General features: G+C 68.1%; 22 protein-coding genes, 1 tRNA gene and 1 other RNA gene. 13 read left to right on the forward strand and 11 right to left on the reverse strand.

Features of this window, described 5'->3' with window-relative positions; genetic code table 11:
- Positions 1 to 29: 29 nt before the first annotated feature.
- On the forward strand, positions 30 to 1034 hold the full coding sequence (locus tag JOF46_RS12750) for an aldo/keto reductase family protein (RefSeq protein WP_209907650.1): 1005 nt from the start codon (positions 30 to 32) through the stop codon (positions 1032 to 1034).
- A 17-nt stretch (positions 1035 to 1051) separates the two neighbouring features.
- Here the strand turns inward: JOF46_RS12750 and JOF46_RS12755 are convergent, their stop codons facing one another.
- The 5 genes from JOF46_RS12755 to msrA form a co-directional block, all read right to left on the reverse strand.
- Positions 1052 to 2083, reverse strand: a complete 1032-nt coding sequence (locus tag JOF46_RS12755) for an NADPH:quinone reductase (protein ID WP_342592439.1) — start codon at positions 2081 to 2083, stop codon at positions 1052 to 1054.
- Positions 2084 to 2259: 176 nt separating this feature from the next.
- Positions 2260 to 2844, reverse strand: coding sequence for a serine O-acetyltransferase EpsC (gene epsC / locus JOF46_RS12760; protein WP_113762127.1), 585 nt, complete (start codon positions 2842 to 2844; stop codon positions 2260 to 2262).
- Positions 2841 to 2978, reverse strand: coding sequence for a hypothetical protein (locus JOF46_RS12765; protein ID WP_209907652.1), 138 nt, complete (start codon positions 2976 to 2978; stop codon positions 2841 to 2843). The genes epsC and JOF46_RS12765 overlap by 4 nt, the downstream gene beginning before the upstream one ends.
- Positions 2971 to 3906: a cysteine synthase A gene (gene cysK / locus JOF46_RS12770; protein WP_209907654.1), complete on the reverse strand. Its 936-nt coding sequence runs from the start codon at positions 3904 to 3906 to the stop codon at positions 2971 to 2973. Before cysK ends, JOF46_RS12765 begins: the two co-directional genes overlap by 8 nt.
- 100 nt (positions 3907 to 4006) lie before the next feature.
- Positions 4007 to 4549 carry a peptide-methionine (S)-S-oxide reductase MsrA gene (msrA, locus tag JOF46_RS12775; RefSeq protein WP_209911886.1) on the reverse strand — a complete coding sequence of 181 codons (543 nt, stop codon included), beginning with the start codon at positions 4547 to 4549 and terminating at the stop codon, positions 4007 to 4009.
- Positions 4550 to 4750: 201 nt separating this feature from the next.
- Here msrA and JOF46_RS12780 point away from each other — a divergent pair, with 201 nt between their 5' ends.
- The 4 genes from JOF46_RS12780 (at position 4751) to JOF46_RS12795 (ending at position 9234) form a co-directional block, all read left to right on the forward strand.
- Positions 4751 to 5845 (forward strand): Nif3-like dinuclear metal center hexameric protein, encoded by a 1095-nt coding sequence (locus JOF46_RS12780; RefSeq protein WP_245348117.1) that lies wholly within the window; start codon positions 4751 to 4753, stop codon positions 5843 to 5845.
- 190 nt (positions 5846 to 6035) lie between these two features.
- A complete protein-coding gene (locus tag JOF46_RS12785; RefSeq protein WP_209907656.1) occupies positions 6036 to 7805 on the forward strand; it encodes an HNH endonuclease signature motif containing protein in 1770 nt (589 codons plus the stop codon).
- A 224-nt stretch (positions 7806 to 8029) separates the two neighbouring features.
- On the forward strand, positions 8030 to 8770 hold the full coding sequence (locus JOF46_RS12790; RefSeq protein ID WP_209907658.1) for a zinc ribbon domain-containing protein: 741 nt from the start codon (positions 8030 to 8032) through the stop codon (positions 8768 to 8770).
- A gap of 26 nt (positions 8771 to 8796) precedes the next feature.
- Positions 8797 to 9234 carry a VOC family protein gene (locus tag JOF46_RS12795; RefSeq protein ID WP_245348118.1) on the forward strand — a complete coding sequence of 146 codons (438 nt, stop codon included), beginning with the start codon at positions 8797 to 8799 and terminating at the stop codon, positions 9232 to 9234.
- Here the strand turns inward: JOF46_RS12795 and JOF46_RS12800 are convergent.
- Positions 9231 to 10019, reverse strand: a complete 789-nt coding sequence (locus tag JOF46_RS12800) for a YaaA family protein (RefSeq protein ID WP_209907662.1) — start codon at positions 10017 to 10019, stop codon at positions 9231 to 9233. The two genes, JOF46_RS12795 and JOF46_RS12800, sit on opposite strands and share 4 nt — an antisense overlap.
- A gap of 125 nt (positions 10020 to 10144) precedes the next feature.
- Between JOF46_RS12800 and rnpB the strand changes: the two genes are divergently transcribed.
- From rnpB to JOF46_RS12825, 5 genes are all read left to right on the forward strand, one after another.
- Positions 10145 to 10510, forward strand: an RNA gene (gene rnpB, locus JOF46_RS12805) — RNase P RNA component class A.
- Positions 10511 to 10833: 323 nt separating this feature from the next.
- Positions 10834 to 11046: a hypothetical protein gene (locus JOF46_RS12810; RefSeq protein WP_209907664.1), complete on the forward strand. Its 213-nt coding sequence runs from the start codon at positions 10834 to 10836 to the stop codon at positions 11044 to 11046.
- A 65-nt stretch (positions 11047 to 11111) separates the two neighbouring features.
- Positions 11112 to 11429 carry a hypothetical protein gene (locus tag JOF46_RS12815; protein ID WP_209907666.1) on the forward strand — a complete coding sequence of 106 codons (318 nt, stop codon included), beginning with the start codon at positions 11112 to 11114 and terminating at the stop codon, positions 11427 to 11429.
- A complete protein-coding gene (locus JOF46_RS12820) occupies positions 11414 to 12433 on the forward strand; it encodes an alpha/beta hydrolase family protein (protein ID WP_209907668.1) in 1020 nt (339 codons plus the stop codon). Before JOF46_RS12815 ends, JOF46_RS12820 begins: the two co-directional genes overlap by 16 nt.
- 180 nt (positions 12434 to 12613) lie before the next feature.
- A complete protein-coding gene (locus JOF46_RS12825) occupies positions 12614 to 14074 on the forward strand; it encodes a glyceraldehyde-3-phosphate dehydrogenase (RefSeq protein WP_209907670.1) in 1461 nt (486 codons plus the stop codon).
- Positions 14075 to 14515: 441 nt separating this feature from the next.
- Here the strand turns inward: JOF46_RS12825 and JOF46_RS12830 are convergent, their stop codons facing one another.
- The 5 genes from JOF46_RS12830 to JOF46_RS12850 form a co-directional block, all read right to left on the reverse strand.
- Complete coding sequence (locus JOF46_RS12830; protein ID WP_209907672.1) at positions 14516 to 15355, reverse strand: acyltransferase domain-containing protein; 840 nt, start codon at positions 15353 to 15355, stop codon at positions 14516 to 14518.
- A 90-nt stretch (positions 15356 to 15445) separates the two neighbouring features.
- Entirely contained in the window at positions 15446 to 16018 is a 573-nt protein-coding gene (gene def, locus JOF46_RS12835; protein WP_209907674.1) for a peptide deformylase, read from the reverse strand.
- Between the two features lie 217 nt (positions 16019 to 16235).
- Positions 16236 to 16311: transfer RNA gene (locus JOF46_RS12840), tRNA-His, on the reverse strand.
- Between the two features lie 139 nt (positions 16312 to 16450).
- Positions 16451 to 17068, reverse strand: a complete 618-nt coding sequence (gene orn, locus JOF46_RS12845; protein ID WP_209907676.1) for an oligoribonuclease — start codon at positions 17066 to 17068, stop codon at positions 16451 to 16453.
- Between the two features lie 39 nt (positions 17069 to 17107).
- Positions 17108 to 17281, reverse strand: a complete 174-nt coding sequence (locus JOF46_RS12850; RefSeq protein ID WP_209907677.1) for a hypothetical protein — start codon at positions 17279 to 17281, stop codon at positions 17108 to 17110.
- A gap of 431 nt (positions 17282 to 17712) precedes the next feature.
- On the opposite strand from JOF46_RS12850, the gene mptB (JOF46_RS12855) reads away from it, so the two are divergent.
- From mptB (JOF46_RS12855) to JOF46_RS12865, 3 genes are all read left to right on the forward strand, one after another.
- Complete coding sequence (mptB, locus tag JOF46_RS12855) at positions 17713 to 19263, forward strand: polyprenol phosphomannose-dependent alpha 1,6 mannosyltransferase MptB (RefSeq protein WP_209907678.1); 1551 nt, start codon at positions 17713 to 17715, stop codon at positions 19261 to 19263.
- A complete protein-coding gene (mptB, locus tag JOF46_RS12860) occupies positions 19260 to 20861 on the forward strand; it encodes a polyprenol phosphomannose-dependent alpha 1,6 mannosyltransferase MptB (RefSeq protein WP_209907679.1) in 1602 nt (533 codons plus the stop codon). Before mptB (JOF46_RS12855) ends, mptB (JOF46_RS12860) begins: the two co-directional genes overlap by 4 nt.
- 85 nt (positions 20862 to 20946) lie before the next feature.
- A complete protein-coding gene (locus JOF46_RS12865; RefSeq protein ID WP_209911889.1) occupies positions 20947 to 22272 on the forward strand; it encodes a glycosyltransferase family 87 protein in 1326 nt (441 codons plus the stop codon).
- The last annotated feature ends 70 nt before the right edge of the window (positions 22273 to 22342 follow it).

A 22342-nucleotide genomic window follows, 5' to 3' on the forward strand; every position in this document is an offset into this window, starting at 1 on the left:
GCCCGCGGCCCGGGCATAGGCTCGGCCCCATGGACTACCGCTTCCTCGGGGCCTCGGGGCTCAAGATCACCGAAATCACCTTTGGCAACTGGCTGACCCACGGCTCCCAGGTCGACAACGACGTGGCCACCGCCTGCGTGAATGCCGCCCTGGATGCGGGCATCACCACCTTCGACACCGCCGACGTCTACGCCAACGGGGTCGCCGAGCAGGTGCTGGGAGCGGCGCTGAAAACCCGGCGCCGCGAGTCCCTGGAGGTCTTCACCAAGGTCTACTGGCCCGTGGGACCCAAGGGGCCCAACGACACCGGGCTTTCGCGCAAGCACATCATGGAGGGCATCAACGGCTCGCTGCGGCGCCTGCAAATGGACTACATCGACCTCTACCAGGCCCACCGCTTCGACCACGACACGCCCCTGGAGGAAACGATTGCCGCCTTTGCCGACGTCGTGCGCTCCGGCAAGGCCCTGTACATCGGGGTCTCCGAGTGGAACGCCGAGCAGCTGCGCGCGGGCCAGGAGCTGGCCAAATCCGCAGGGTTCTCCCTGGTGTCGAACCAGCCGCAGTACTCTGCCCTTTGGCGCGTGATCGAGGCGCAGGTGGTCCCGGCCTCACAGGAACTGGGCATCTCGCAGGTCGTCTGGTCGCCCATGGCCCAGGGGGTTCTCTCCGGAAAGTACCTCCCGGGCAAGCCGGCGCCGGCCGGAAGCCGGGCCACGGACGAGAAGGGCGGGATGAACACCATCGCCCGGCTGATGGATGCCACGGTTCTCGAACGCGTGCAGAAGCTCCGCCCCATCGCCGCGGAGCTGGGCCTGGCGATGTCGCAACTGGCCATCGCCTGGGTGTTGCAGAACCCCAACGTGGCTTCCGCCATCATCGGCGCCTCGCGCCCGGAACAGGTTGCCGAGAACGTGTTGGCCTCGGGCGTGGTGATCCCGCCGGAAATGATGGCCGACATCGATGCGGCGCTGGGGGACTCCATCGAGCGGGATCCGGCCAAGACCACCAGCCCGGAACAACGCCCGGCCTGAGCCGCGGTCCCCGCCGGCTACCTGGTCTCGGGCACCAGCACGATCTTCCCGCCGATCTCGTGCAGGGGCATCTGCCGAAGCCTCCGGTGGGCGGCCGCCGCGGCCGACAGCGGCAGCACCGCCCCGATCCGCGTCTTGATCCCGCCGCCGGCAAACATGGTGTCCAGGTGGCGTGCCGCGACGGCCAGGTCGCCGACCGCGGCGTTGCTGATCGCCAACCCGTGCAGGGAAATGTCCCGGCGGTACATCGCCCCGGTGTCGATGTCCTGGTGCCCATGGATCCCCGCGCTGTGCACGATCCTCCCACCGATGCGCAGCAGCCGGGCCTGCTCGTTGACCGGCATGTTCCCCGAGGAATCCCAGATCACCGATGCCCCGGCCCCGACGCGGCGGCGCAGCCGATCCGCCAACCCCGGGTCCCGGTAGTCCAGCGTGGTTTCGGCTCCCAGCCCCGCAACCCAGGAGGCGTCCCGGGCCCCGGCCACGGCCACCACCGGGCACCCGGCCCCGGCGGCAAGCTGCACGGCCGCGGACCCGACCGCGCCCCCTGCCCCCAGGATGACCACCAGCTCGCCGGCCCCCACCCGCGCCTCGCGCACCAGCCCCAGGTGTGCCGTCGCCGCGCCGTGGAGCACCGAGACGGCGGCAAGCGGGTCCACCCCGTCGGGCAGCCGGTGGACGCGCTCGGCCGGCGCCGCGACATATTCGCTGAAACTGCCCTGCCGCCCGGCATGGCCCAGGCTGTTGCACCACACCCGCTGCCCGAGCCGGAACCCGACGGTACCGGCGCCCAGGCCCACCACGGAGCCGACCACGTCGCGGCCCACGATGAACGGGAAATCCAGCTTCGTGGCGTAGGCCCCCGAGCGCACCAGCAGGTCCACGTGGTTCACCGCCACGGCCTCCATGCGCAACAGCACCTGCCCGGGACCCGGCGACGGCACCGGCAGCAAACCGTACTCGATCGCCTCGGCCCCGCCCAGGGTGCGGATGAACGCGGCATGCATGGCATCGGGCACGATCCCGGCCGTGCCTTCGCTCGATTCCACCAGGTTCTCCCTCCCCGGCCAGGCTTTTCCCGGCGTCGCTAGCCCAAGCCTCGCCCACGCCGGGGACCCAAGGCAAGAACCTTGCGCTTAACGCACGCGGCGGGCGGAACCGGATCCCCGTGAAGGGAAACGTTCCGCCCGCCGGGCGTCGGTTGCTGCAAGGTGCCGGGGTGGAGCTAGATCCACATGGCCGGGTCGATGTACTCTGCCGGGTCCACCGCGGGTGCGTGCTCCTCTGCGGTGCGCGGACGGTTCTTCGCCGGGATCCCGGTGATGATCGAATCCGCCGGGGCGTCCTTGACCACCACGGCGTTCGCGCCGATGGCCGAGTCGGCGCCGATCACGATCGGGCCCAGCACCTTCGCGCCGGCACCGATGACCACGCGGTCCCCGATGGTCGGGTGGCGCTTGACCTTCGCCAGCGACCGCCCGCCCAGGGTCACCCCGTGGTAAATCATCACGTCGTCGCCGATCTCCGCGGTCTCCCCGATCACCACGCCCATGCCGTGGTCGATGAAGAAGCGCCGGCCGATGGTTGCCCCGGGATGGATCTCGATTCCGGTCAGGAACCGGCCGGCCTGGGATATCAGCCGTGCCGGGAAACGCAGGCGCGGATTTTGCCAGAGCCGGTGCGTCAGCCGGTGGATCCAGATCGCATGCAGACCCGAGTAGGCCAGGAAGTTTTCGGTCTTGCCGCGCGCCGCGGGGTCATGCGCACTTGCCCCGCGCAGGTCTTCGGCTAGTCGGGAAAGGAATCTCACACCTTGGCCTTTGTTTGTGCGGCGTCCCGGCCACCGGCCGGCACACCGCGGGTGGAACCCGGGTCGGCCCCGGGGCCGGCGGCGGTTTCCCGCGCGCGGCCGCCGGCGCTGCCCGGATCAGCTGTCTTAGCCACGGATGTCGTCGAAGAGCAGCGTGGAGATGTAGCGTTCGCCGAAGTCGGGGATCACCGCAACGATGAGCTTGCCGGCGTTTTCCTCGCGCTTGGCGATTTCCAGGGCGCCCCAGACGGCGGCGCCGCCGGAGATGCCGCCCAGGATGCCTTCCTGCGTGCCCAGCGCGCGGGCGATGGCGACCGAGTCGTCGATCGAGGCGTCGAGCACCTCGTCGTACAGCTCGGTGTCCAGCACCTCGGGGATGAAGTTGGCGCCCAGGCCCTGGATCTTGTGCGGGCCGGGCTTGCCGCCGTTGAGGATCGCCGAGTCCTTCGGCTCCACCGCAACGACCTGCAGTCCGGGCTTCTGCTCCTTGAGGTAGCGTCCGGCGCCGGTGATGGTGCCGCCGGTGCCGATGCCCGCGACGAAGATGTCGATCTCGCCGTCGGTGTCGTCCCAGATCTCCGGGCCGGTGGTGGTCGCGTGCACATCCGGGTTGGCGACGTTGGCGAACTGCTGCGCCCAGATCGCGTTCTCGGTGGTGGCGACGATTTCCTTGGCCTTCTCCACCGCTCCGCGCATGCCCTCGGAGCCCGGGGTCAGGACGATCTCGGCGCCGAAGGCACGCAGCATCACGCGGCGCTCGGTGCTCATGGTCTCGGGCATGGTCAGCACGACCTTGTAGCCGCGGGCCGCGCCGACCATGGCCAGCGCGATGCCGGTGTTGCCGGAAGTGCCCTCGACGATGGTGCCGCCCGGGCGCAATTCACCGGAGGCCTCGGCGGCGTCAACGATGGCCACGCCGATGCGGTCCTTGACCGAGTTGGCCGGGTTGTAGAATTCCAGCTTCACCGCGATGTTGCCCGGCAGCCCGGCAGCCAGCCGGTTCAGGCGCACCAGAGGGGTGCGGCCAACAATTTCGGTGACGTCGTTGTAGATCTTCGACATGGTGTCCTTTAGTCCTTGGGGTCAAACGGTGCGGGATATGGCGTGCAGCTGGGCTCCGGGGCGTTGCGGCTTGGCCGGGGTCCTTGATCCACAAGCCTAGTCAGGACCGGTCGGCGGCGGGCTCATCGAGCCATGTTGCGTAATATTTCCTCGCCTTGGCCAGCTTCGGGTCGATGATGACGCGGCAGTAGCCCTCCGAGGGGAAGCGGTTGTAGTAGTCCTGGTGGATCCCCTCGGCCACGAAGAAGTCGGCCGGCTCCTCGAACGTGGTCACCAGTGGATTCGGGTAGAGCTGCGCGAACTTGCCCGCGCTTTCGCGGAACAACGCCTCCTGCGCGGCATCCAGCGGGAACATCGCAGAGCGGTATTGCGTGCCGACGTCATAGCCCTGCCGGTTCAGCGTGGTGGGGTCGTGGGTCGTGAAAAACATGTCCAAGATGACCTCGGCCGGAACCACCGCGGGGTCGAATGTTACGGCAACGGCCTCGGCGTGTCCGGTATTGCCGCCGCACACGCTGCGGTACTGCGGTGCCGGGTCCCATCCGCCGGTGTAGCCGGAGATGACCGAGGACACCCCGCGGGTGCGCTGGTAGACCGCATCCAGGCACCAGAAACAGCCCCCGGCCAGCACGAAGGTGCTCAGGGACTGTCCGTCGGCGCCCTGCGTGCGGGACGGGAAGCGGACGGGGGTGCCGGAAATTGAGAAGTCGTTCACATCTGTGTTCAAGCGCCGGCGCCCGGATTTCATTCCCGGGTGGTTTTCGCGGCCCCCGGAGGCACGCGCATGCGCATTTCCCGCGCCGCACATGCGTCCAATCCGGGCCGCTGCAGTTACGGTAGAGGCATGCAGAGCAACAAGCAGCAGCCGCACGGCATGCGTATCGTCTCCGGGCCCGGTTCGGCCCAGCCAGCATCCGCCGACACCGCAAACATGGCTGCGGACCCCGAGGGGACCGGTGCCGCCGGCACCGCCACGGCAACGGAGCCCAACCCCGGCCCGGGCACCGCCGAGGTCCCCGTCGCGCAGCAGGAACACGACACCGAGGCCCCGCCCCTGGAACCCGACGCGCCCGATCCGGCGCCGGCCGGGGACGAAGCACCCCTGTCCACCCCCACGCTCGGACAGGTGCTCGTCGCCGTCGAGGAACTCTGGCCCGCGTCGCTGGCCGAGCCCTGGGACTCGGTGGGACCCGTCGTCGGGCGCCCCGAGCGTCCCGTCAAGCGCATCATGTTCGCCGTGGACCCCACCCTGGAGGTCGTGGCCGATGCGGTGGCCCGCGGCACGGACCTGTTGATCACCCACCACCCGCTGCTGCTCAAGCCCGTCAACTCCGTGGCCGCCACCGGGTTCAAGGGCGAGGCCGTGCACCTGCTCATCGAATCCGGCTGCGCACTGGTCACCGCCCACACCAACGCTGACTCGGCGATCGGCGGGGTCTCCGACGTGCTGGCGGACATCTTCGGGCTCACCGAGACCCAGCCGTTGGCGCCCTCCAAGGACGGGCTGCCCGAGGAAGGCATCGGCCGGGTCGGCATGCTGCCCGAGCCGCTGCAATTGCACGAGTTCGCCTCCCGCGTGTTCTCCGCGATGCCCGCGGTGGCCGGCGGGGTGCGCGTGGCCGGGGAACGCGCCGGGATCGTGCGCAAGGTCGCGGTCTGCGGCGGGGCCGGGGATTCGCTCTTCGATGCGGTCCGCGCCGCCGAGGCAGACGTGTACGTCACCGCCGATTTGCGCCACCACCCGGCCTCCGAAGCCCGCGAGGCCGCGCTGAACGGCAAGCCCTACCTCATCGACGTCTCGCACTTCGCCTCGGAATGGCTCTGGCTGCCCACCGCCGCGGACGCGTTGAAGAACGTGCTCCATGATTTGGGGCACGACGTGGAGATCGGCGTCTCGGCGATCAACACCGACCCCTGGGACTTCATCCTCACTCCGTAACCGACTTTCCCGCCCCACCCGCCTCGATGCGGTGTGCGGTCCCCGCCCTGGCCATCCGGGAGCGGGGGAGCGCACATCGCATCTTTTGCGTCCGCGCCGTTCCCGGGCCCAAAGGACCGCCTTGGCGGGTTATCCACAGATTTGCCGTAGGCGATGGCGGGCGCCGATGCCAGGGAGCACCATGGATCCCATGGACGCACCGGCCGGCATCATCGACACGGCCCTCGCCGCACTCGGCGGGGCCCTGGGGGCGGGCACCGGAGACGATTCCGGGCCCGGCACCCCCGTCGATCCGCTGCGCATGCTCGGCATCGTGGACCTTCTCGCCCGCCGCCTGCTGGGGGAGGCCGCCGCCTCCGCAGCCGGAGCCCCGGTCCGGGCCGCGGCCCTGGCACGACTGGCCGAAGGGCTCTTCCGCACCGGGTCCTACGGGCAGGTGTTGGCCGCCGGCGCCTGCGAAGCCGCCGAGGTCCATACCCTCACGGAGGCGCCCCTGGCCGAAACCAATCGCGTGCTCGAAGACCCGCTCGGCTTCGCCGCCGGAACCTCCAGGCTGCCGGAAGACGCGGTGACCGGCCCCGATCGCAAGCCCCTGCACCGCGACACCGCAGAGTTCCTCAAGAACCAGCTGCACCTGAGCTACTTCCAGGCCGCCCACCGCGTCTGCACCCATGCCCGCCTCATGGAGCACCCCGGCCCGGACGGCACCACGTTGCCGCCGGCCTTCCCGCACCTTGGCCGGGAGCTTCTCGGCGGCTCCTCGGATCCGAAGGCCCTGGCCAACGCCGCGGCGAAGTTGGCCGCGCTTGAACCGACCCTTGAGGTGCAACCGGACCCGGAGGCGGCCCGCGCCGCGCTGGAGGAACGAGTTGCCCGCACCCTGCACACCGCCGACGAGACAGCCGTCGGCAAGTTCCTCAAGCAGGCGGCCATCGACCTTGGACACACCAGCATTCAACGGCAGGAGGCCGCAAGGGCCCGGTTCGAGGGGTTGCGCTACCGTGGCCTCCGACCCGCCGGGCACCTCTGGGAGCTGACCACCGACGCGGAGGGCCACGAATTCCTCTGCACGCTGGCCGACGACCTGAACAATCCGCGCACCGCCTCCGGCACCCCCATCTCCCCTGAGCCCGCCTCCCAACCCGCGCTCTTCGGCGAGGCTGGACTCCCCGGCACCTCCGGCACCGCCGAGGCCACCGAACGCGTCGAGGACGCCCCGCCGATTCCCGACTGGGCCGCCAACCCCGACACCCCCGCCGGGCAGCGCCCGCGTGCAGGATTCAACGACGTCGGCAAGCCCCTGCCCTGCGCCAACCCCTACGGGCTTCCCGACAACGACCATTACCCCGGCGAGAGCCGCAACGAGGCCAATGCCAGGCGCCGAGCCCAACGCCTCTCCACAGCCCTATTTGAGGCCCTGCGCGCCTGGATGGATCCCGCCTCCGCGGACCCCGGGATGCCGTTGAACTCCCGCATCGAGCTTTTGGTCATGATCGACTACGCCGCGCTCACCGGAGCCCTGGAAACCGCCGGGTTCACCAGCCACGGCCAATACATCTCCGCCGCCACGGCCCGCCGCATGGCCTGCAACGCGGGGATCACCCCGGTGGTCGTGGGCGGGGAAAGCCAGCCCCTGGATCTGGGCCGGCGCAAGCGCTTTTTCACCAAGGGCCAGAAACGCGCCATCGCCGCCCGAGACCGCGGCTGTGCGAACCCGGGCTGCTCCATGCCGGTTCACCGCACCGAGGTTCACCACATCAAGGCGTTTTCCGAGGGCGGAAAGACCAACGTATCCAATGGGCTGCTCTTATGCATTCGCTGTCACACCGCCTTCCACGCGGGACACTTCGGCATCCGGGTCGTGGACGGGATTCCGCACGTCGTGCTGCCCAAGTCCCGCGACCCACTCCAAAGACCCAGGCGGAACTGGGTCTTCCACCCCGAAGCCGCAGCCGCCTGAAACCCGACTCCCGCCAAAGCGACGGCCCTCCCGCATTGCCGTGCCACCGGCCCTCAGCACCTGCCCCGGGCCATCCCGGCCGGGCCGCGCGCGCCATCGGCAGACTTCGGCGGGTCACAATCACCACGACGTTCCCGGACTGACTAGGGTTGTGCCTAGGCGATCACTGATCGCCAAGGCTCACCAGGAACGGCAGCGCCACGGCGCGCACAGCGGAGGACACCATGGCAAAGGCAGCACCGGCGGAACAGCTTCGACTCTTGGACGTGGCGGCACTCGATTCGCAGGCCACCAAGCTCAATCGCCAAATCGCCGAGGCCACCGCCGACGCACAACTCGCTGCGGCACAGGCTTCCCTCGAGGAGGCCCGCGCAGGGCAGGCCGAGGTGCAGCTCGAGGTCGATGCCGCGGCCGCGGCACTGAAGGAATCCGAGCTGGCCGTCGAGAAGGTCGTGTCCCACATCGGCAAGGACCAGAAGCGCATCGATGCCGGAGCCGGCACGCACCAGGACCTGATGGCGCTGTCCCACGAAATCGACTCGCTTACCGTCCGCCGCAACGACCTTGAAGACACCGAGCTTGAGCTGATGTCCGCCCTTGAGGACGTCCAGGAGCGGGCCGCCGGCGCGCAGGCCCTCACCGCCACCCGGACCGGCGAGCACGCGGAGCACCTGGCCCGCCGAGATGCCGCCGTTGCCGCGCTGCAGGACCAGCTTGCCGAATCCCGGACGGCCCGTTCCACGCTGGTGGCCACCTTCGATGAAGCACTCATCACCATCTACGAGCGGCTGCGCACCCGCAACGGCATCGGTGCGGCCCGCCTCTTCCACGGAACTTCCGAGGCCAGCGGCATCGCGTTGTCAGCGGGCGACCTGGGCGAAATCAAGGCGGCACCTGCCGACGAATTGGTCTTCTGCCCCGACACCGGCGCCATCCTGGTGCGCAGCGACGAATGGGGAGCGTAGGCCCCCACACGGCCCGGGACTCGGTGATGGCGCCCCGTTCCGGTCGACTGCACCACACGGAGATCTGGGTCCGCGACCTGGCAGCGTCCCGGGCCACGCTCGGCTGGCTGTTCCAGGAACTTGGCTACACGCCGGGGGATTCGTGGAAGGACGGAACCAGCTACGTCGGGGCGCATGACTACATCGTGCTGGAATCGGGTCCCGATGTGCTCGAAGAACCACATCGACGGAAGGTACCGGGCGTCAACCACTTGGCCTTCGCCACCGGATCGCGCAGCAGGGTCGACGAGCTCACTTCGCAGGCGCTGTCCCGCGGCTTCGCGCTGCTCTTTGCCCAGGCCCACCCGCATGCCGGTGGGCCGGCGCACTATGCGTCCTATCTGGAGGATCCGGCCGGGTTTGAGATCGAGCTGGTTGCCGATGCACCGGGCGCCGATGGCACGGGGTCCGACCCCGCAAGCTAGTTTCCGACGGCCCTGAAGGCGTGGTCCTCGGGCAGGATGATGTTCAACTGGTGCGCCTTTCGTGCGGTGCCGGGCACCAGCTCCGCCTCCCAGCGTTCGCGGGCGGCGGCCAGCAGTTCCTCCGGGGTGGTCACTGCGGTGCCACGGGTCAGCAAGTGCGAGGCCAACTCCCCGCGGGTGTGCTTGGCAAAGTGGGACACGACCTTGCGCACCCCGCCGCGCAGCTGGAACACCGAGACGCTGACGGTGTTGGCCGCAGGTGGAACCCACGCAGCGGCATAGGTGCTGGAGCGGCAATCAACCACCAGCGAATCGCCGGCCCGTTCCTGGAGCACCGGCGCCAGCTTCGGCTTCCACCAGCTGGCCAGCTTTCCGATCCCGGGCAGTTTCACGGACATCGAGAGCCGGTAGGCAGGAATCCGGTCGGCAAATCCAACGGCTCCCCAGAGCGCGGAAATCACCAGGATGCTGGAATCCGCACGTGCCCGGGCCGCGGCATCGAGCCGCTCGTAGCCCAGCGCTTCGAAGAGCACACCGGTGTATACAGTGTGGGCGGCGGCCGCCGGCTCTGTATGCAATTCGATGTTGCGTGTCACCTCGGAGACCAACGACTTGCCCACGCCGAGCACCGCGAGGGCGTCTTCGGCACCCGACACCTCTGCCAGGGCGTCTAACAGCTCATGGCGGTGCGGGTTCAGTTCGGGGAACTGAAGCTCGTCGGGGTTGAACGGGGAGCCGTTCGAGGCAGGTTGTTTGCCCTCGGAGGGCGGAAGCAGAATCAGCACCGATCCAGACTAGTCTTCCCGTGGCCTTTTCCCTGATTCCGCTACGCCGCCAACCAGGCGACGGGGTTTCACCGCCTGCCGGGTGTCAAGCCGCAACCCAAAAGCGACTAGACTTGTTTGCTGGACGGGATGACCAGACGATCGCGTGCCACGCAAGTGGCCCGAGGAACGTCCGGGCTCCACAGAACAGGGTGGTGGGTAACGCCCACTCGGGGTAACCCGCAGGCTAGTGCCACAGAGAATAGACCGCCCGCATTCGTGCGGGTAAGGGTGAAACGGTGGTGTAAGAGACCACCAGCATTCCAGGTGACTGGAGTGGCTTGGTAAACCCCACTCGGAGCAAGGTCAGACAGACTGCTGGGTTGTTCGCTCAATGCAGTCGGGTGGACCGCTTGAGGGTGTCGGCAACGGCACTCCTAGATAGATGATCGTCACCGCGATTCGGGTAACCGACCGCGGCACAAAACCCGGCGTACGCGTCATCCCGTCCATTCAATGCCGCCGCATCCCTTGCAACCAAGGGGATGCAGCGGCTTTTGCGTGAGCCCGGCATGATGCCGAAATGCCTGAGGAAACTCGGCGTGTCACTGCCCGACCGCTACAGAAGCGCTACGGCTTCTGCTCCCGTCGGCTTGTAAGAGCCACATCAATGCCACCCGGCGCGCCGAACCTCCGTGAAACCTACACCGGCGTACCTCCCCGCACAGGCAGAAACGCGATCTGGTCCAGGGTCTGCCCGTGCCGGGTTGAGCAGCGGGGATGCCTTGGCTACAATTTTGCCTGCAGATTTCGACACGTACGAAAGGACGCCGCCGTGCACCAGCTGGACTTGATCCGTGCCGCCGCCGAGGACGTGGCCTCCGCCCGGATTCTCCTGAACGAACGAATCGAGGCTCTCGAGGCCATCATGGCCGCCGCCCTGGACCATGGAATCTCCGCTGCCCGGGCTTCGGAAGCCGCGCGGGCCGCCCGGCTGGCCGGTTCGGAAGAATCACCGGTGACGCCCCGGAAGCTGCAAGTCGCCTGATCGGGCACCGGGCGGCGGCACGGGGATGTCCCGCCGCCCGGTTCGCCCGGCATTAGACTCAAGTCATGGAGTGGCTTTTCTGGCTGATTGCGATACCGGTGCTGTGCATCGGATTGCTCTGGGCCGCCTCGAAGTTCACGTTCCCCACCGACGGTGGAGGCAGCGGAGCCGGTGGCATCTTCGATGCCTTGAACAACTTCTACAAGCCCTCCGGCTCGGCCGCCCAGCAGGCCCTTGAGGAACAGAAGCGCCAGGTCCAGGAGTCCGCCCAGGGACAGGACCGCGACCCGCTGGCGGGCTTCCCGCACAGGCCTCCCACGCACCCGCACGAGGCCGCGGACGGTTCCGAAGACACCCCGGGGGAACCATGGACCCCGCGCTAGAACCCGCGCGGGAGCACCGGAGCGCCGAAGGTCCCACGCCAATCGATTTCGCCTGCGATGACGGCCAGGTACTGCACGGCCACGTGTTCGAACCAACGACGCCCCCGGCCGACCCCGCCGGCGGTGGACCCAAGGGCATCGTCGTGATTGCCGCGGCCACCGGCGTGCTCTCGCGCTACTACCGCCGCTACGCCGCCTTCCTTGCTGCGAACGGATTCATCGCGGTGACCTTCGACTACCGCGGCATCGGCACCTCCGCGCCTGCCACGCTGCGCGGTTTCCGGGCGCGCTGGCACGACTGGGGAACCCGGGACATCGACGCGGCGCTGCGCTGGGCACGGACCGGCCACGAGGGACTCCCGCTGCTGCTCGTCGGCCACAGCTTCGGGGGATTCGGCGTGGGCCTGGCACCGGAATCCCGGCATCTCACCCGCATCCTGACCGTCGGGGCACAGCACGCCCATTGGCCCGACTACGCCAAGGGCCACCGCGCACGATTCCTCCTCCGATGGCACCTGTACATGCCGCTGGCCACGCTGGCGTGCGGATTCTTCCCGGGAAAGCGGCGGGGCTGGCTCGAGGACCTGCCCCGGGGCGTCGCCCTGGACTGGGCGCGCAGCCGCAAGGACTTCACGAGGAACGCACCAGCTGGCCAACGGGAACGGATGCGCGAAGCCCAGCGAGCGTTGCGCGCACCGATCCTTGCGGTGGCACCCACCGACGACCCCTATGCCACCGCGTCGGCCATGGCCCGCGCCCTGGCCTGCACCCCGCGGGCCCCGGCCGGCACGCACCACCTGGAACCGGGGGACTACGGGCGCGAGGGCATCGGGCACTTCGGGCTGTTTCACGACAGCCACGCGGACACGTTCTGGCGCCAGTCGCTGTCCTGGCTCGAGCACGGCATCGACCCCTGGGCGCCAAACGGAAACCTGCCCGGCAGCGGGTCGTGGTTCCCGGCAGACAACGACGCGGGTGCTGCCCCGGCACCACGGCGGGTGTGAGGGACTTCACCGGGACGTGCCGAAGATCGCCGCGCACACATACTAGAATGGATGCTGGGCCATAGCGCTCCACGGGGGGAATGATCCTGCTACCCCCTCAAACAACCGCTTCTGCAAAGGTGCTTTAGCGGTAACAACCGGCTTGAGGATCGCCAGCCGGCTGAATCGGAAGGATTTTCAGTGACCCAGCAGTCTGTCGAAGCCCTACAGGAATGGAGCGGGCGCGAAGAGCTCGCCGAGGCCATGATCCCGTTGATCGGGCGCCTGTACCGCAACAACAACGTGGTGACCTCCATCTATGGCCGCAAGCTGATCAACCAGTCGGTCATCAACATCCTCAAGGCACACCGCGTGGTTCGCCGTGTCGAGGGCGAAGAGCTCTCCATCGAGCAGACCATGCCGTTGCTGCAGGCCATTGACGCCCTGAACGTCGGCGCCGTCGCGGTCGACCTGGGCCGCCTGAACAAGAAGTTCGTGGAATCGGGTTCCGCAGACCTGAACGCCTTCCTCATCGAAGAGCTGGGCGAGAAGGTCGGCAAGGCCGGCGCCACCGACGCCGAGCCGACCGACGTGGTGCTCTACGGCTTCGGCCGCATCGGCCGCCTGCTGGCCCGCATCCTCATCGAACGCGGCGGCTACGGCCTGCGCCTGCGAGCCATCGTGGTCCGCAAGGGCTCGGACGACGACCTGGTCAAGCGCGCCTCGCTGCTGCGCCGCGACTCGGTCCACGGCCCGTTTGACGGTTCGATCACCGTGGACGAGGAAAACAACACCATCCTCGCCAACGGCACGCTGATCCAGGTCATCTACTCGAACGACCCGGCCACCGTCGACTACACCTCCTACGGCATCGACAACGCCATCGTCGTTGACAACACCGGCCGCTGGCGCGACGAGGAAGGCCTGGGCCAGCACCTGGCCGCCAAGGGCGTCTCCCGCGTGCTGCTCACCGCACCGGGCAAGGGCAACCTGAAGAACATCGTCCACGGCATCAACCACACCGACATCACCGCCGAGGACAAGATCGTCACCGCGGCATCCTGCACGACCAACGCCATCACCCCGGTGCTCAAGGCGCTGAACGACCGCTTCGGCGTCGTGCACGGCCACGTCGAGACGGTTCACTCGTTCACCAACGACCAGAACCTGATCGACAACTTCCACAAGGGCGAGCGCCGCGGACGTTCGGCAGTGCTGAACATGGTCATCACCGAGACCGGTGCCGCCAAGGCGGTTGCCAAGGCACTTCCGGAGCTCGAGGGCAAGCTGACCGGCAACGCCATCCGCGTCCCCACCCCGGATGTTTCCATGGCGATCCTGAACCTGAACCTGGAAATCGGGACCACCAAGGAAGAGCTGAACAGCTACCTGCGCGAGACCTCGCTGGGTGCCGAGCTGCACAAGCAGATCGACTACATCGATTCGCCCGAGGTTGTCTCCACCGACTTCGTCGGCTCGCGCCGTGCCGGCATCGTTGACGGCCTGGCCACCATCGTCTCGGACAAGAACGCCGTCGTCTACGTCTGGTACGACAACGAATTCGGCTACTCCTGCCAGGTGGTGCGCGTCATCGAAACCATGGCCGGCACCCACCCGGTCGCCGTGCCGGCGATCGCAGCGGTCCAGACCGCAAGCGTCTAGCAGCACGTCCGCAAGGCGGGCCGCACCCTTCTTCGAAATCGAAGGCGGGTGCGGCCCGCCTTCGGCGTTAACGCCCGTATCCGGGCATTCGCGTGGGTTGCGGGCCGGGTTGGGGCCATGCGGGCACCCCGGATTCACCAATACCGTCGACTCAGGATCCCGTGCCGGGAGACCCATGTGCTCCCGATGTGCCGGCCCGTGGGCCGTGTCGGGTTTTGCCCTGGCGCTGCTCGCCGGGATCCTGGGTCTGGGCAGTGGCGGCTGCACGGATGCGGCCGGGTCGAGCGGCTGCCTCCTGGCCGGCGAGCCGGGCACCTTGGGCGACGGATACGCCACCTCGTCCCAGGCGTTGAAGCGGGGCCCGGCCCCTGGCCCGAGGGGCGGGACAACGGGGGTCCTCACCCGGTCGTTCTTCGAGCCCCCATACCGAACGGGCGGGATTCAGCCAACGGGCACGGGCCAGGGCGCAAGACCCTTGCCGGCCTGCCATGAACCGCCACCCTCGATGCGCTCAAGCACCACCCGCTGCAGGGACGAATCCCTCGGCAGCCTTGAGATCTGTGCGTCCGCGGGCACCCGGAAGGTGAAGTACAGCGCGTCACCCGGCTCGTCGCGCAGCTCTACGTTCGTGAAGCGTGCCGAAAAAGCGGCCATGTTCGAGTCCGGAAGCGCGTGCGCCAGATACGGATCTAGCAGCCAGGAATCGCAGTAGGCGTGGTCGATGCGGTGTGCGGGGAAGTGCTCCGCAAAGAAGGTGGCGGCAAGCCGCAGCGAGGCATCGACCGAGCCGGCATCCAGCGCTCCGTCGCCGGGGATGTGGAGGCCCACCGCCCAGGGACCGTTTTCCGGGTCGCGGTGGAGGTGGAATTGGAGGCGGCCCAGCCGGTACAACGATCCGGAAAGGTGCAGGGTGGTCCACCAAGCGGTGTCGAGCCCGAAGCCCCCGTGCGTGCGGCGGTGCCAGTGCAGTTGCGAACCGATATCCGCAAGGGTCGCCTCGATCACCGCTGCGGGAATCCGCATCCCTTCCATGCGGGCGGCTGCCACCGGGGCGAAGCGCAACAGCGTCTCGATCCAGGCCCGGGAATCAACGCCAGGCAGCGTCCGCAGCCCCTCGGCCGGGAACGAGCCCCAGCGCGCATCCAGGGCGGCCAGTGCGCTGCGCACCGGTTCCCCTGCCTCGGTGCGCAGCATTGCCGTGCATACGGCAACGTCGGGTTCCGGAACGGCGCACAATTCGAGGATTGCCGCGGCGATTCGCGGGTGAAGCTGCTCAAACATGGTGACCTGCTTGCTGGCGGGGAGCGCCGGTGGATGCATCGATGGGGGCGTGTGCCGCGAGGTATGCCGGCGGCGGGGCCGGCGGCCGGGCTAGTGGCCGAACGGGTCCTCGTCGGTGCCGGGCATCCAGGTCAACCCGGGAACTCCCCATTCGAGGGACTTCTTGGCCTTCTTCCAGCGCTTGGCCCACTTCTCGGGCAGCTTGTCGACGTAGAGGTAGCCGTCGAGGTGGTCGTACTCGTGCTGCATGATGCGGGCGAACCAGCCGGTGGCATCGAAGGCCACCGGGTTGCCGTCGCCGTCGAAGCCCTCGATGCGGGCGAACTCGGCGCGCTTGAGCGGGAAATTCAGGGCCGGGGCCGACAGGCAGCCCTCGATGTCCTCTTCCGGGTCCGGGGCGGCACCGGAGATCTTCGAGAGAGTCAGCACCGGGTTCACGACCACGCCACGGGTGGGGGCCGCATCCTCGTGCGCGTACTCGTAGGTGAAGATGCGCAATCCCACGCCGATCTGCGGGGCGGCCAGGCCGACGCCGTTGGCCGCATCCATGGTGTCGTACATGTCGGTGATCAGTGCACGAAGTTCGTCGTTGAATTCGGTGACTTCCTTCGCGCGCGTGTGCAGCACGGGTTCGCCGTAGATGGTGACCGGACGAATGCTCAAGACTTCTCCTAAGTGCTTTTTTGTAAAACGGTGTGCAGATGGGGGAACGGGAGCCCCGGGAGCGGCCAGGTGCGTGGCCGACCACTCCGGCAGCGGTGTCCGGCGCTGAAGCACAGTGCCGGACACCGGGCTGCGAGTGCCTGCCCCGCCTGCCGGAAAAACCGGAAACGCGGTGGGATGGCAAAAGCCGCTCCGGATTGATCCGGAGCGGCTTCATTGGGGTGAGTAACGGGGATTGAACCCGCGACCTTCTGGACCACAACCAGACGCTCTGCCGACTGAGCTATACCCACCAAGTTCGCCCTGAGGCTAGTTGTCCTTGGCTCGGATTGTCTTCCGAACTGCTGGGCAACGAGAACTATCTTACACACACTTCGAGGTGGAGTGCCAACTCGAAAAGGGCCTCAGGGGCTGTGTTGTGCGACACAGTGCCTAATCAGCAGGCCTTTGGGCGATGATTCTGGCCGCGGCGGCCTTTGCCGACGCGGAATCCGGGCCCGGGGCGGGGACCATGACGGTGGCCCGGTAGTACTTCAGTTCCTCGATGGAATCGCGGATGTCGCCCAGGGCGCGGTGGTTGCCGGTCTTGGCCGGGGCGGCGAAGAAGGCCCGGGGGTACCAGCGGCGGGCCAGTTCCTTGATGGTGGAGACATCCAGGATCCGGTAGTGCAGGTGGTCGGTGACCTCGGGCATGTCCCGGGAAAGGAAGTTCTTGTCGGTGCCCACGGAGTTTCCGGCCAGCAGCGCCTTGTTGGGCTCCGGGGCGTGGGAGCGGATGTAGTCCATGACGATCTTCTGCGCGTCGGCCATGTCCAGGCCGGCATCAAGCTCGGTGAGCAGCCCGCTGGTGGTGTGCATGTTGCGCACGAAGTCGCCCATCTGCTCCATGGCGGCAGCGGGGGGCTTGATCACCACGTCGACCCCGTCACCCAGGATGTTGAGCTCGGCGTCCGTCACCAGGACCGCGACTTCGATCAACGCGTCGGTTTCCAGGCTCAGGCCCGTCATCTCGCAGTCGATCCACACAATTTTTTCAGCTGAAATAGGCACGGACCCCAATTTACCCGATGACACCCCGGAGGGGGCCGGTCAGGGCCGGGAAGAGCCGCGCGTTGCCGAGAGCAGCCACAGCATCACGAAGACCGCCAGCCCGGTTCCGGCCAGCGCGATCGAGGCAACCAGGCTCATGCCCAATTGCGGGGAAGCGATGCCCAGCAGCAGGGAGAGGAAGATGCCCCAGCCCAGCAGCGAATGGTTGCGCACCGGATTCCGTACGCTTTTTGCACGCCTGCCCACGGGTGTTGCCTCGTTTCCGCTTGTGATCGATGTAGCTGCCCCAAGCCTATGCAGGAAGCGCGGGCACCGGCTCGTTAGCCACGCCATCATCCGGACCGCGTCGGGAGGCGCACGGGGGCGGGGGGAGCGGACGGGGGAGTGCAGCCGGTGATCGATGCAGCGGCGCGGGGGTCCAACAGGGGGTGTGCGGGGAGAGAATGGTGGTGTGAGCTCGCGCGCACCCGGGGCTTGCCTCCCGGGCAAACCCGGCTTGCGATGCTAGGATCGGACTTGATTTTTGCGCGGACTGCCGCGCCGTTGCGCGCCACGGAAGCGCGCATCCATCCGGTTCGGCACGCCATTGGACACGCCGGCCGGAACCTACAGCCAAGATACGACGAACCAGGAGCGGGGCGCAGATGAACCACGTGCGATCCAGCGCCGAGACGAAGCCCCGTGCGGGCCGCGGGCCGCACCTGTCCCCGTTGATCCAGGGCACCATCGGATCGGTCATGATCCTGCTGGGTTCCTATGCCATTGGCTGGCTGGCCAGCGCCTCCCCGCTGAACCGTTACCCGCTGCTGATCGCGATCCGGACCGAGTACTCCGGGGTCATCACCGGCACCGTCGTGCTGACCCTGGGCTGCTGGATACTGTTCCGCGCCTGGCTGCGGCTGGGCCAGCAACTGGCCGGCTGGCCCGAGGGATCCCTGGCCGTGGTGAAGAAGGCGGTCTGGGCCTGGAGCATCCCGATGCTGGCCGCGCTGCCGATCTTCTCCCGCGACGTCTTCGCCTACATCGGCCAGGGCCGGCTGGTGGCCGCCGGGCAAGACCCCTACGTCGATGGCATCTCCACGCTGAACAACTGGTTCCAGCTGGGCGCGGACATCACCTGGGCCGAATCCGAGACCCCGTACGGCCCGCTCTACCTGAACGTGGAGTACTGGGTGAACCGGCTGGTGGGCACGAGCCCCGATGCCTCGGTGCTGCTCTTCCGCCTGGTCGCCTTCCTCGGGGTGATCCTGTGCATGGTCTACGTGCCCAAGATCGCCGCGCTGCACAAGGTCTCCGGCGCCAAGGCCACCTGGATCTCGGTGGCCAACCCGCTGTTCCTGATCAGCTTCGTGGCTTCCGCGCACAACGACTCGCTGATGATCGGCCTGGCCCTGGCCGGGACCTACTACGCGGCCACGCGCCGCGGGGTGCTCGGGGTGGTGCTGATTGCCGCGTCCATCGGCGTCAAGCCCATCACGCTGGTGCTGCTGCCGTTCATCGGGCTGCTCTGGGCCGGATCCGGGGCAAGCTGGGGACGCAAGATCCGTTACTGGGTGTACACCGCCGGGTTGGTGGGAATCATCATGGCGATCATCGGCTGGGCCAACGGGTATGGCTTCGGCTGGCTGACGGTGATGCTGGGCACCGGCACCGGCGCCGTCGTCTTCGCCCCGGTGGGGGCATTGAACTCCGTGCTCTCGGGCGCGCTGGCGACCATCGGGCTGCCCACCGACTGGCTGCTGCCGATCCTCAAGCTCATCGGCCGGCTCGCCTCGGTGGGGCTGGTGCTGGTACTGATCTTCAAGGGCAAGCACTCGCACCTCATCCAGCGCATGGCCCTGGCCTTCTCCGCGCTGGTGGTTCTCTCGCCGATCATCCAGCCCTGGTACATCCTGTGGCTGCTGCCCTTCTTCGCCGTGACGGGGATCCGGGACGACTGGCAGCTGCTCTGGGTCTACTTCACCACCGCGTTCTTCATCGCCTTCGGCGCCGCGGACCAGATCTTCATCTGGCAGTTCCTCTCCGGCCTCGACCCCTGGGTCAAGCACCTGTCCACGGGGATCTCGTGGGCCGCGATGGCCTACCTGGCATTCGGCGACCCGCGCACCAAGCCGCTTTTTGCCGCGACGCTGCCGGCCCGGCTGCGCCGCGGAACCGGGCCGGTGCACCGCGACCCCGAGGTGCCAACGACGTGAGCCCCGCCCCGCGCCCGGCATCCCCGCCGGCACCCGGCCGCCGCTTCGTGCGCGCCACCCGCGCACTGGAGACGCTGCGCCAGCGCAGCTCCCGGGTCCCGGGGCTGCGCCACCTCACCGGCGGCGGGGAGAACTCCCCGGACATCGCCATCGCCCAGGGGCTGCTCGCCTCCATCATGGTGATGGTCGGGTCCTGGGGCGTGGGCTGGATCCCCAGCTCGCAGGAGTCCCTGCTGGCCCGGGCGAAGGTGCTGCTGCCGCTGCGCGTGGAAATGCTCGGGGTCATCATCTGCACGCTGCTGCTGGGGCTGGGCTCGATGCTGCTCTTCCGCGCCTGGCTGCGGCTGCGCCAGCGCGCCCAGGCCGATGGTGCCAACCCGGTGGCGGTGATATCCAAGTCCATCTGGGTCTGGTCGATCCCGCTGCTGTTCTCCTTCCCGATCCTGTCCAAGGACGTGTACTCCTACCTGGGCCAGGGCCGGCTCATGCATGCCGGGCTCTCGCCCTACACCGACTGGGTCTCCCAGCTGCCGGGCTGGTTCGCGCAGGGCTCGGACTCGCTGTGGGCCGAATCCACCTCGCCCTACGGGCCGCTGTTCTTGATGTACGCCCGGTTCGTGTACTTCGTCTCCGGAGGGGTGCCCGAGTACGGGGTGGCGCTGATGCGCCTGGTGGCGGTGGCCGGCGTTGCCCTGTGCGCCTGGGCCGTGGTGGCGCTGGCCCGGGCCACGGGCCGGGATGCGGCTTGGCCGCTGTGGATCTCGGTGGCCAACCCGCTGTTCCTGCTGAACATGGTCGGCGGGGTCCACAACGACGGACTGATGATCGGCGGGGTGCTGCTCGGGTTCCTGCTGGTGCTGCGCAAGCGCCACCTGGCCGGCATCCTTGCGGCCAGCGCCGCAATCGCGATCAAGCCCATCGTGGTGCTGGTGCTGCCGTTCCTGGGCCTGGCCATGGTGGCGGCCAACGCGCCCCTTGTTACGAAGGTCCGCGCCTGGGCGTACACCGGGTCCGTGGCCGGGTCCGTGATGGCGCTGCTGGGGTGGGCGTCGGGACTCTGGTTCGGCTGGATCCCGGCGATGGCCGGCGCCGGCTCGGCGGCCTTCCCCTACGCGCCGGTGGGGCTGCTGGGCATGCTCGTGGGCTGGATCGGCTCGCTCGCCGGGGGAGATTTGCAGTTCATCGCCGGGATCGTCTTCACGGTCTTCCGCATGGCCTCCCTGGCAATCGTCTTCTGGCTGGCGATCCGCCGGCCGGCCGGACCCCCGCTGCTCTATGCCGGATATTCCCTGGGCGCCGCGGTGGTGCTGGCCCCCATCATCCAGCCCTGGTACCTGCTGTGGCTGATCCCCTTCTTCGCGCTGTCCCGCCGCTACCCGGTGAACTGGGAGCGCGCCCTGTACATCCTGTGCCTGCTGGTGCTGCTCTCCGGCGTGGTTGACCAGCTGTCCATCGGCCAGTGGTTCTCGCTGCTGGCGGTACGCCTCTTTGCCGCCGCCACCACCCTGGCCTACATGGCCTACCTGGTGTTCATCGACCCGAAGACGGCCGCCATTTTCGGTGCCGACAGGCGCCGGCCGCTGCGTGCAGGGCAATAACGGGCACCGCCCCGGGGCACGCCGCCCCGCACCCCTACACGGACTTTCCACCCAAACACCAGAGAAACGAGGCAACCGGATCGTGATGCAACCGGTCAAGAACCTGTTCAACGCCCGCGAGGCAACCCGTCCGGTCATCATCGGGCTGCTGGTGCTGACCATCATCGGCGCCGGGCTGGCGGTGCTCACCAAGCAATGGTGCCGCATCAACGGCTGGCCCGACGCCGAACAGCACCTGCACATGTGCTACTCGGACTTCACCCAGCTCTTCGGCACCCGCGGCATGGCCGACAAGCTCTTCCCCTACTTCACCGGGCTGCCGGCCGAGCAGGCCCTGGAATACCCGGTGTTGCTGGCGATCATCGCCGGGCTCACCGCCATGGTGATCCCCGGCATCGGATTCAGCCCCGAGCGCCAGCTGGCCTACTTCGATGTGAACTCGGCCCTGTCCTTCATCTGCTGGGCGGTGGTGGTTCTCGCCGTCGCCTATGCCGCCAAGCACCGCAGCCGCGATGCCATCATGGTGGCACTGGCCCCGGGCATCATCCTGACCAGCCAGCTGAACTGGGATTTGTGGGCGGTGATGCTGGCGATGTGCGGCCTGCTGGCGTTCTCCCGCAAGCACATCGTGCTGGCCGGGGTGCTGCTGGGCCTGGGCGCGGCGGCAAAGCTCTACCCGTTCTTCCTCTTCGGGGCGATCCTGGTGCTGTGCTGGCGCACCGGGCGCATGCGCCACTTCTGGGTCTCGCTGGCCTCGGGCATCGTCGCCTGGCTGGCGGTCAACGTGCCGTTCATGATCACCGCGTTCGACGAATGGAGCAGGTTCTACACCTTCTCCGGGGACCGCCCCGCGGGGAACTCCTCGATGTGGCTGGCGTTCGTGTGGACCGGGATGGACGGTTCGACCATGTCCTACCTGTCCAACGGCCTCTTCGGGATCGCCTGCCTGGGCATCGCCTGGCTGGGGCTCAGTGCCAAGCGCCGCCCGCGCCTGGCACAGCTGGCGTTTTTGATCGTTGCCGCGTTCCTGCTCTTCGGCAAGGTCTACTCGCCGCAGTTCGTGATGTGGCTGATCCCGCTCTATGTGCTGGCCCGTCCCAAGTGGCGCGAGTTCCTGGTGTGGCAGGGGATCGAGGTGTTCCACTGGGTGTTCGTCTGGCTCTGGAGCGCGAAGTGGGTTTCCGGGCTGGAGTACTTCGGCGGCAGCTGGGCCATCGAGATCCTGTACGGGATCGGGATCGTGGCGCACATGGCGATGCTGGTGTACATCTGCGTGAAGATCATCGGGGACATCCGCAACCCGGACCGGGACGTGGTGAGGGCCGATGGCTCCGACGACCCGCTGGCCGGGGACCTGGAAAACCTTCCGGACAAGTTCGTGCTCGGACGCAGGGCCCGATCCGAACCTTGATTCGGGACCGGCCGGCCCTTGGGGTCCCGTGCAGGCGCCCCGACCGGGTGCCTGCGGGCCCCGGCGCGAA

This window comes from Paeniglutamicibacter psychrophenolicus (genome assembly GCF_017876575.1).
Taxonomy (GTDB): Bacteria; Actinomycetota; Actinomycetes; order Actinomycetales; family Micrococcaceae; genus Paeniglutamicibacter; species Paeniglutamicibacter psychrophenolicus.

Bases quoted from the DNA above. Each gene is read 5' to 3' on its own strand.
- JOF46_RS12830 (WP_209907672.1), bottom strand. From the start codon at position 15,355: ATGTTTGAGCAGCTTCACCCGCGAATCGCCGCGGCAATCCTCGAATTG.
- JOF46_RS12795 (WP_245348118.1), top strand. From the start codon at position 8,797: ATGGCGCCCCGTTCCGGTCGACTGCACCACACGGAGATCTGGGTCCGC.
- cysK (WP_209907654.1), bottom strand. From the start codon at position 3,906: ATGTCGAAGATCTACAACGACGTCACCGAAATTGTTGGCCGCACCCCT.
- JOF46_RS12750 (WP_209907650.1), top strand. From the start codon at position 30: ATGGACTACCGCTTCCTCGGGGCCTCGGGGCTCAAGATCACCGAAATC.
- mptB (WP_209907678.1), top strand. From the start codon at position 17,713: ATGAACCACGTGCGATCCAGCGCCGAGACGAAGCCCCGTGCGGGCCGC.
- JOF46_RS12780 (WP_245348117.1), top strand. From the start codon at position 4,751: ATGCAGAGCAACAAGCAGCAGCCGCACGGCATGCGTATCGTCTCCGGG.
- JOF46_RS12815 (WP_209907666.1), top strand. From the start codon at position 11,112: ATGGAGTGGCTTTTCTGGCTGATTGCGATACCGGTGCTGTGCATCGGA.
- JOF46_RS12785 (WP_209907656.1), top strand. From the start codon at position 6,036: ATGGACGCACCGGCCGGCATCATCGACACGGCCCTCGCCGCACTCGGC.
- JOF46_RS12820 (WP_209907668.1), top strand. From the start codon at position 11,414: ATGGACCCCGCGCTAGAACCCGCGCGGGAGCACCGGAGCGCCGAAGGT.
- JOF46_RS12790 (WP_209907658.1), top strand. From the start codon at position 8,030: ATGGCAAAGGCAGCACCGGCGGAACAGCTTCGACTCTTGGACGTGGCG.
- JOF46_RS12865 (WP_209911889.1), top strand. From the start codon at position 20,947: ATGCAACCGGTCAAGAACCTGTTCAACGCCCGCGAGGCAACCCGTCCG.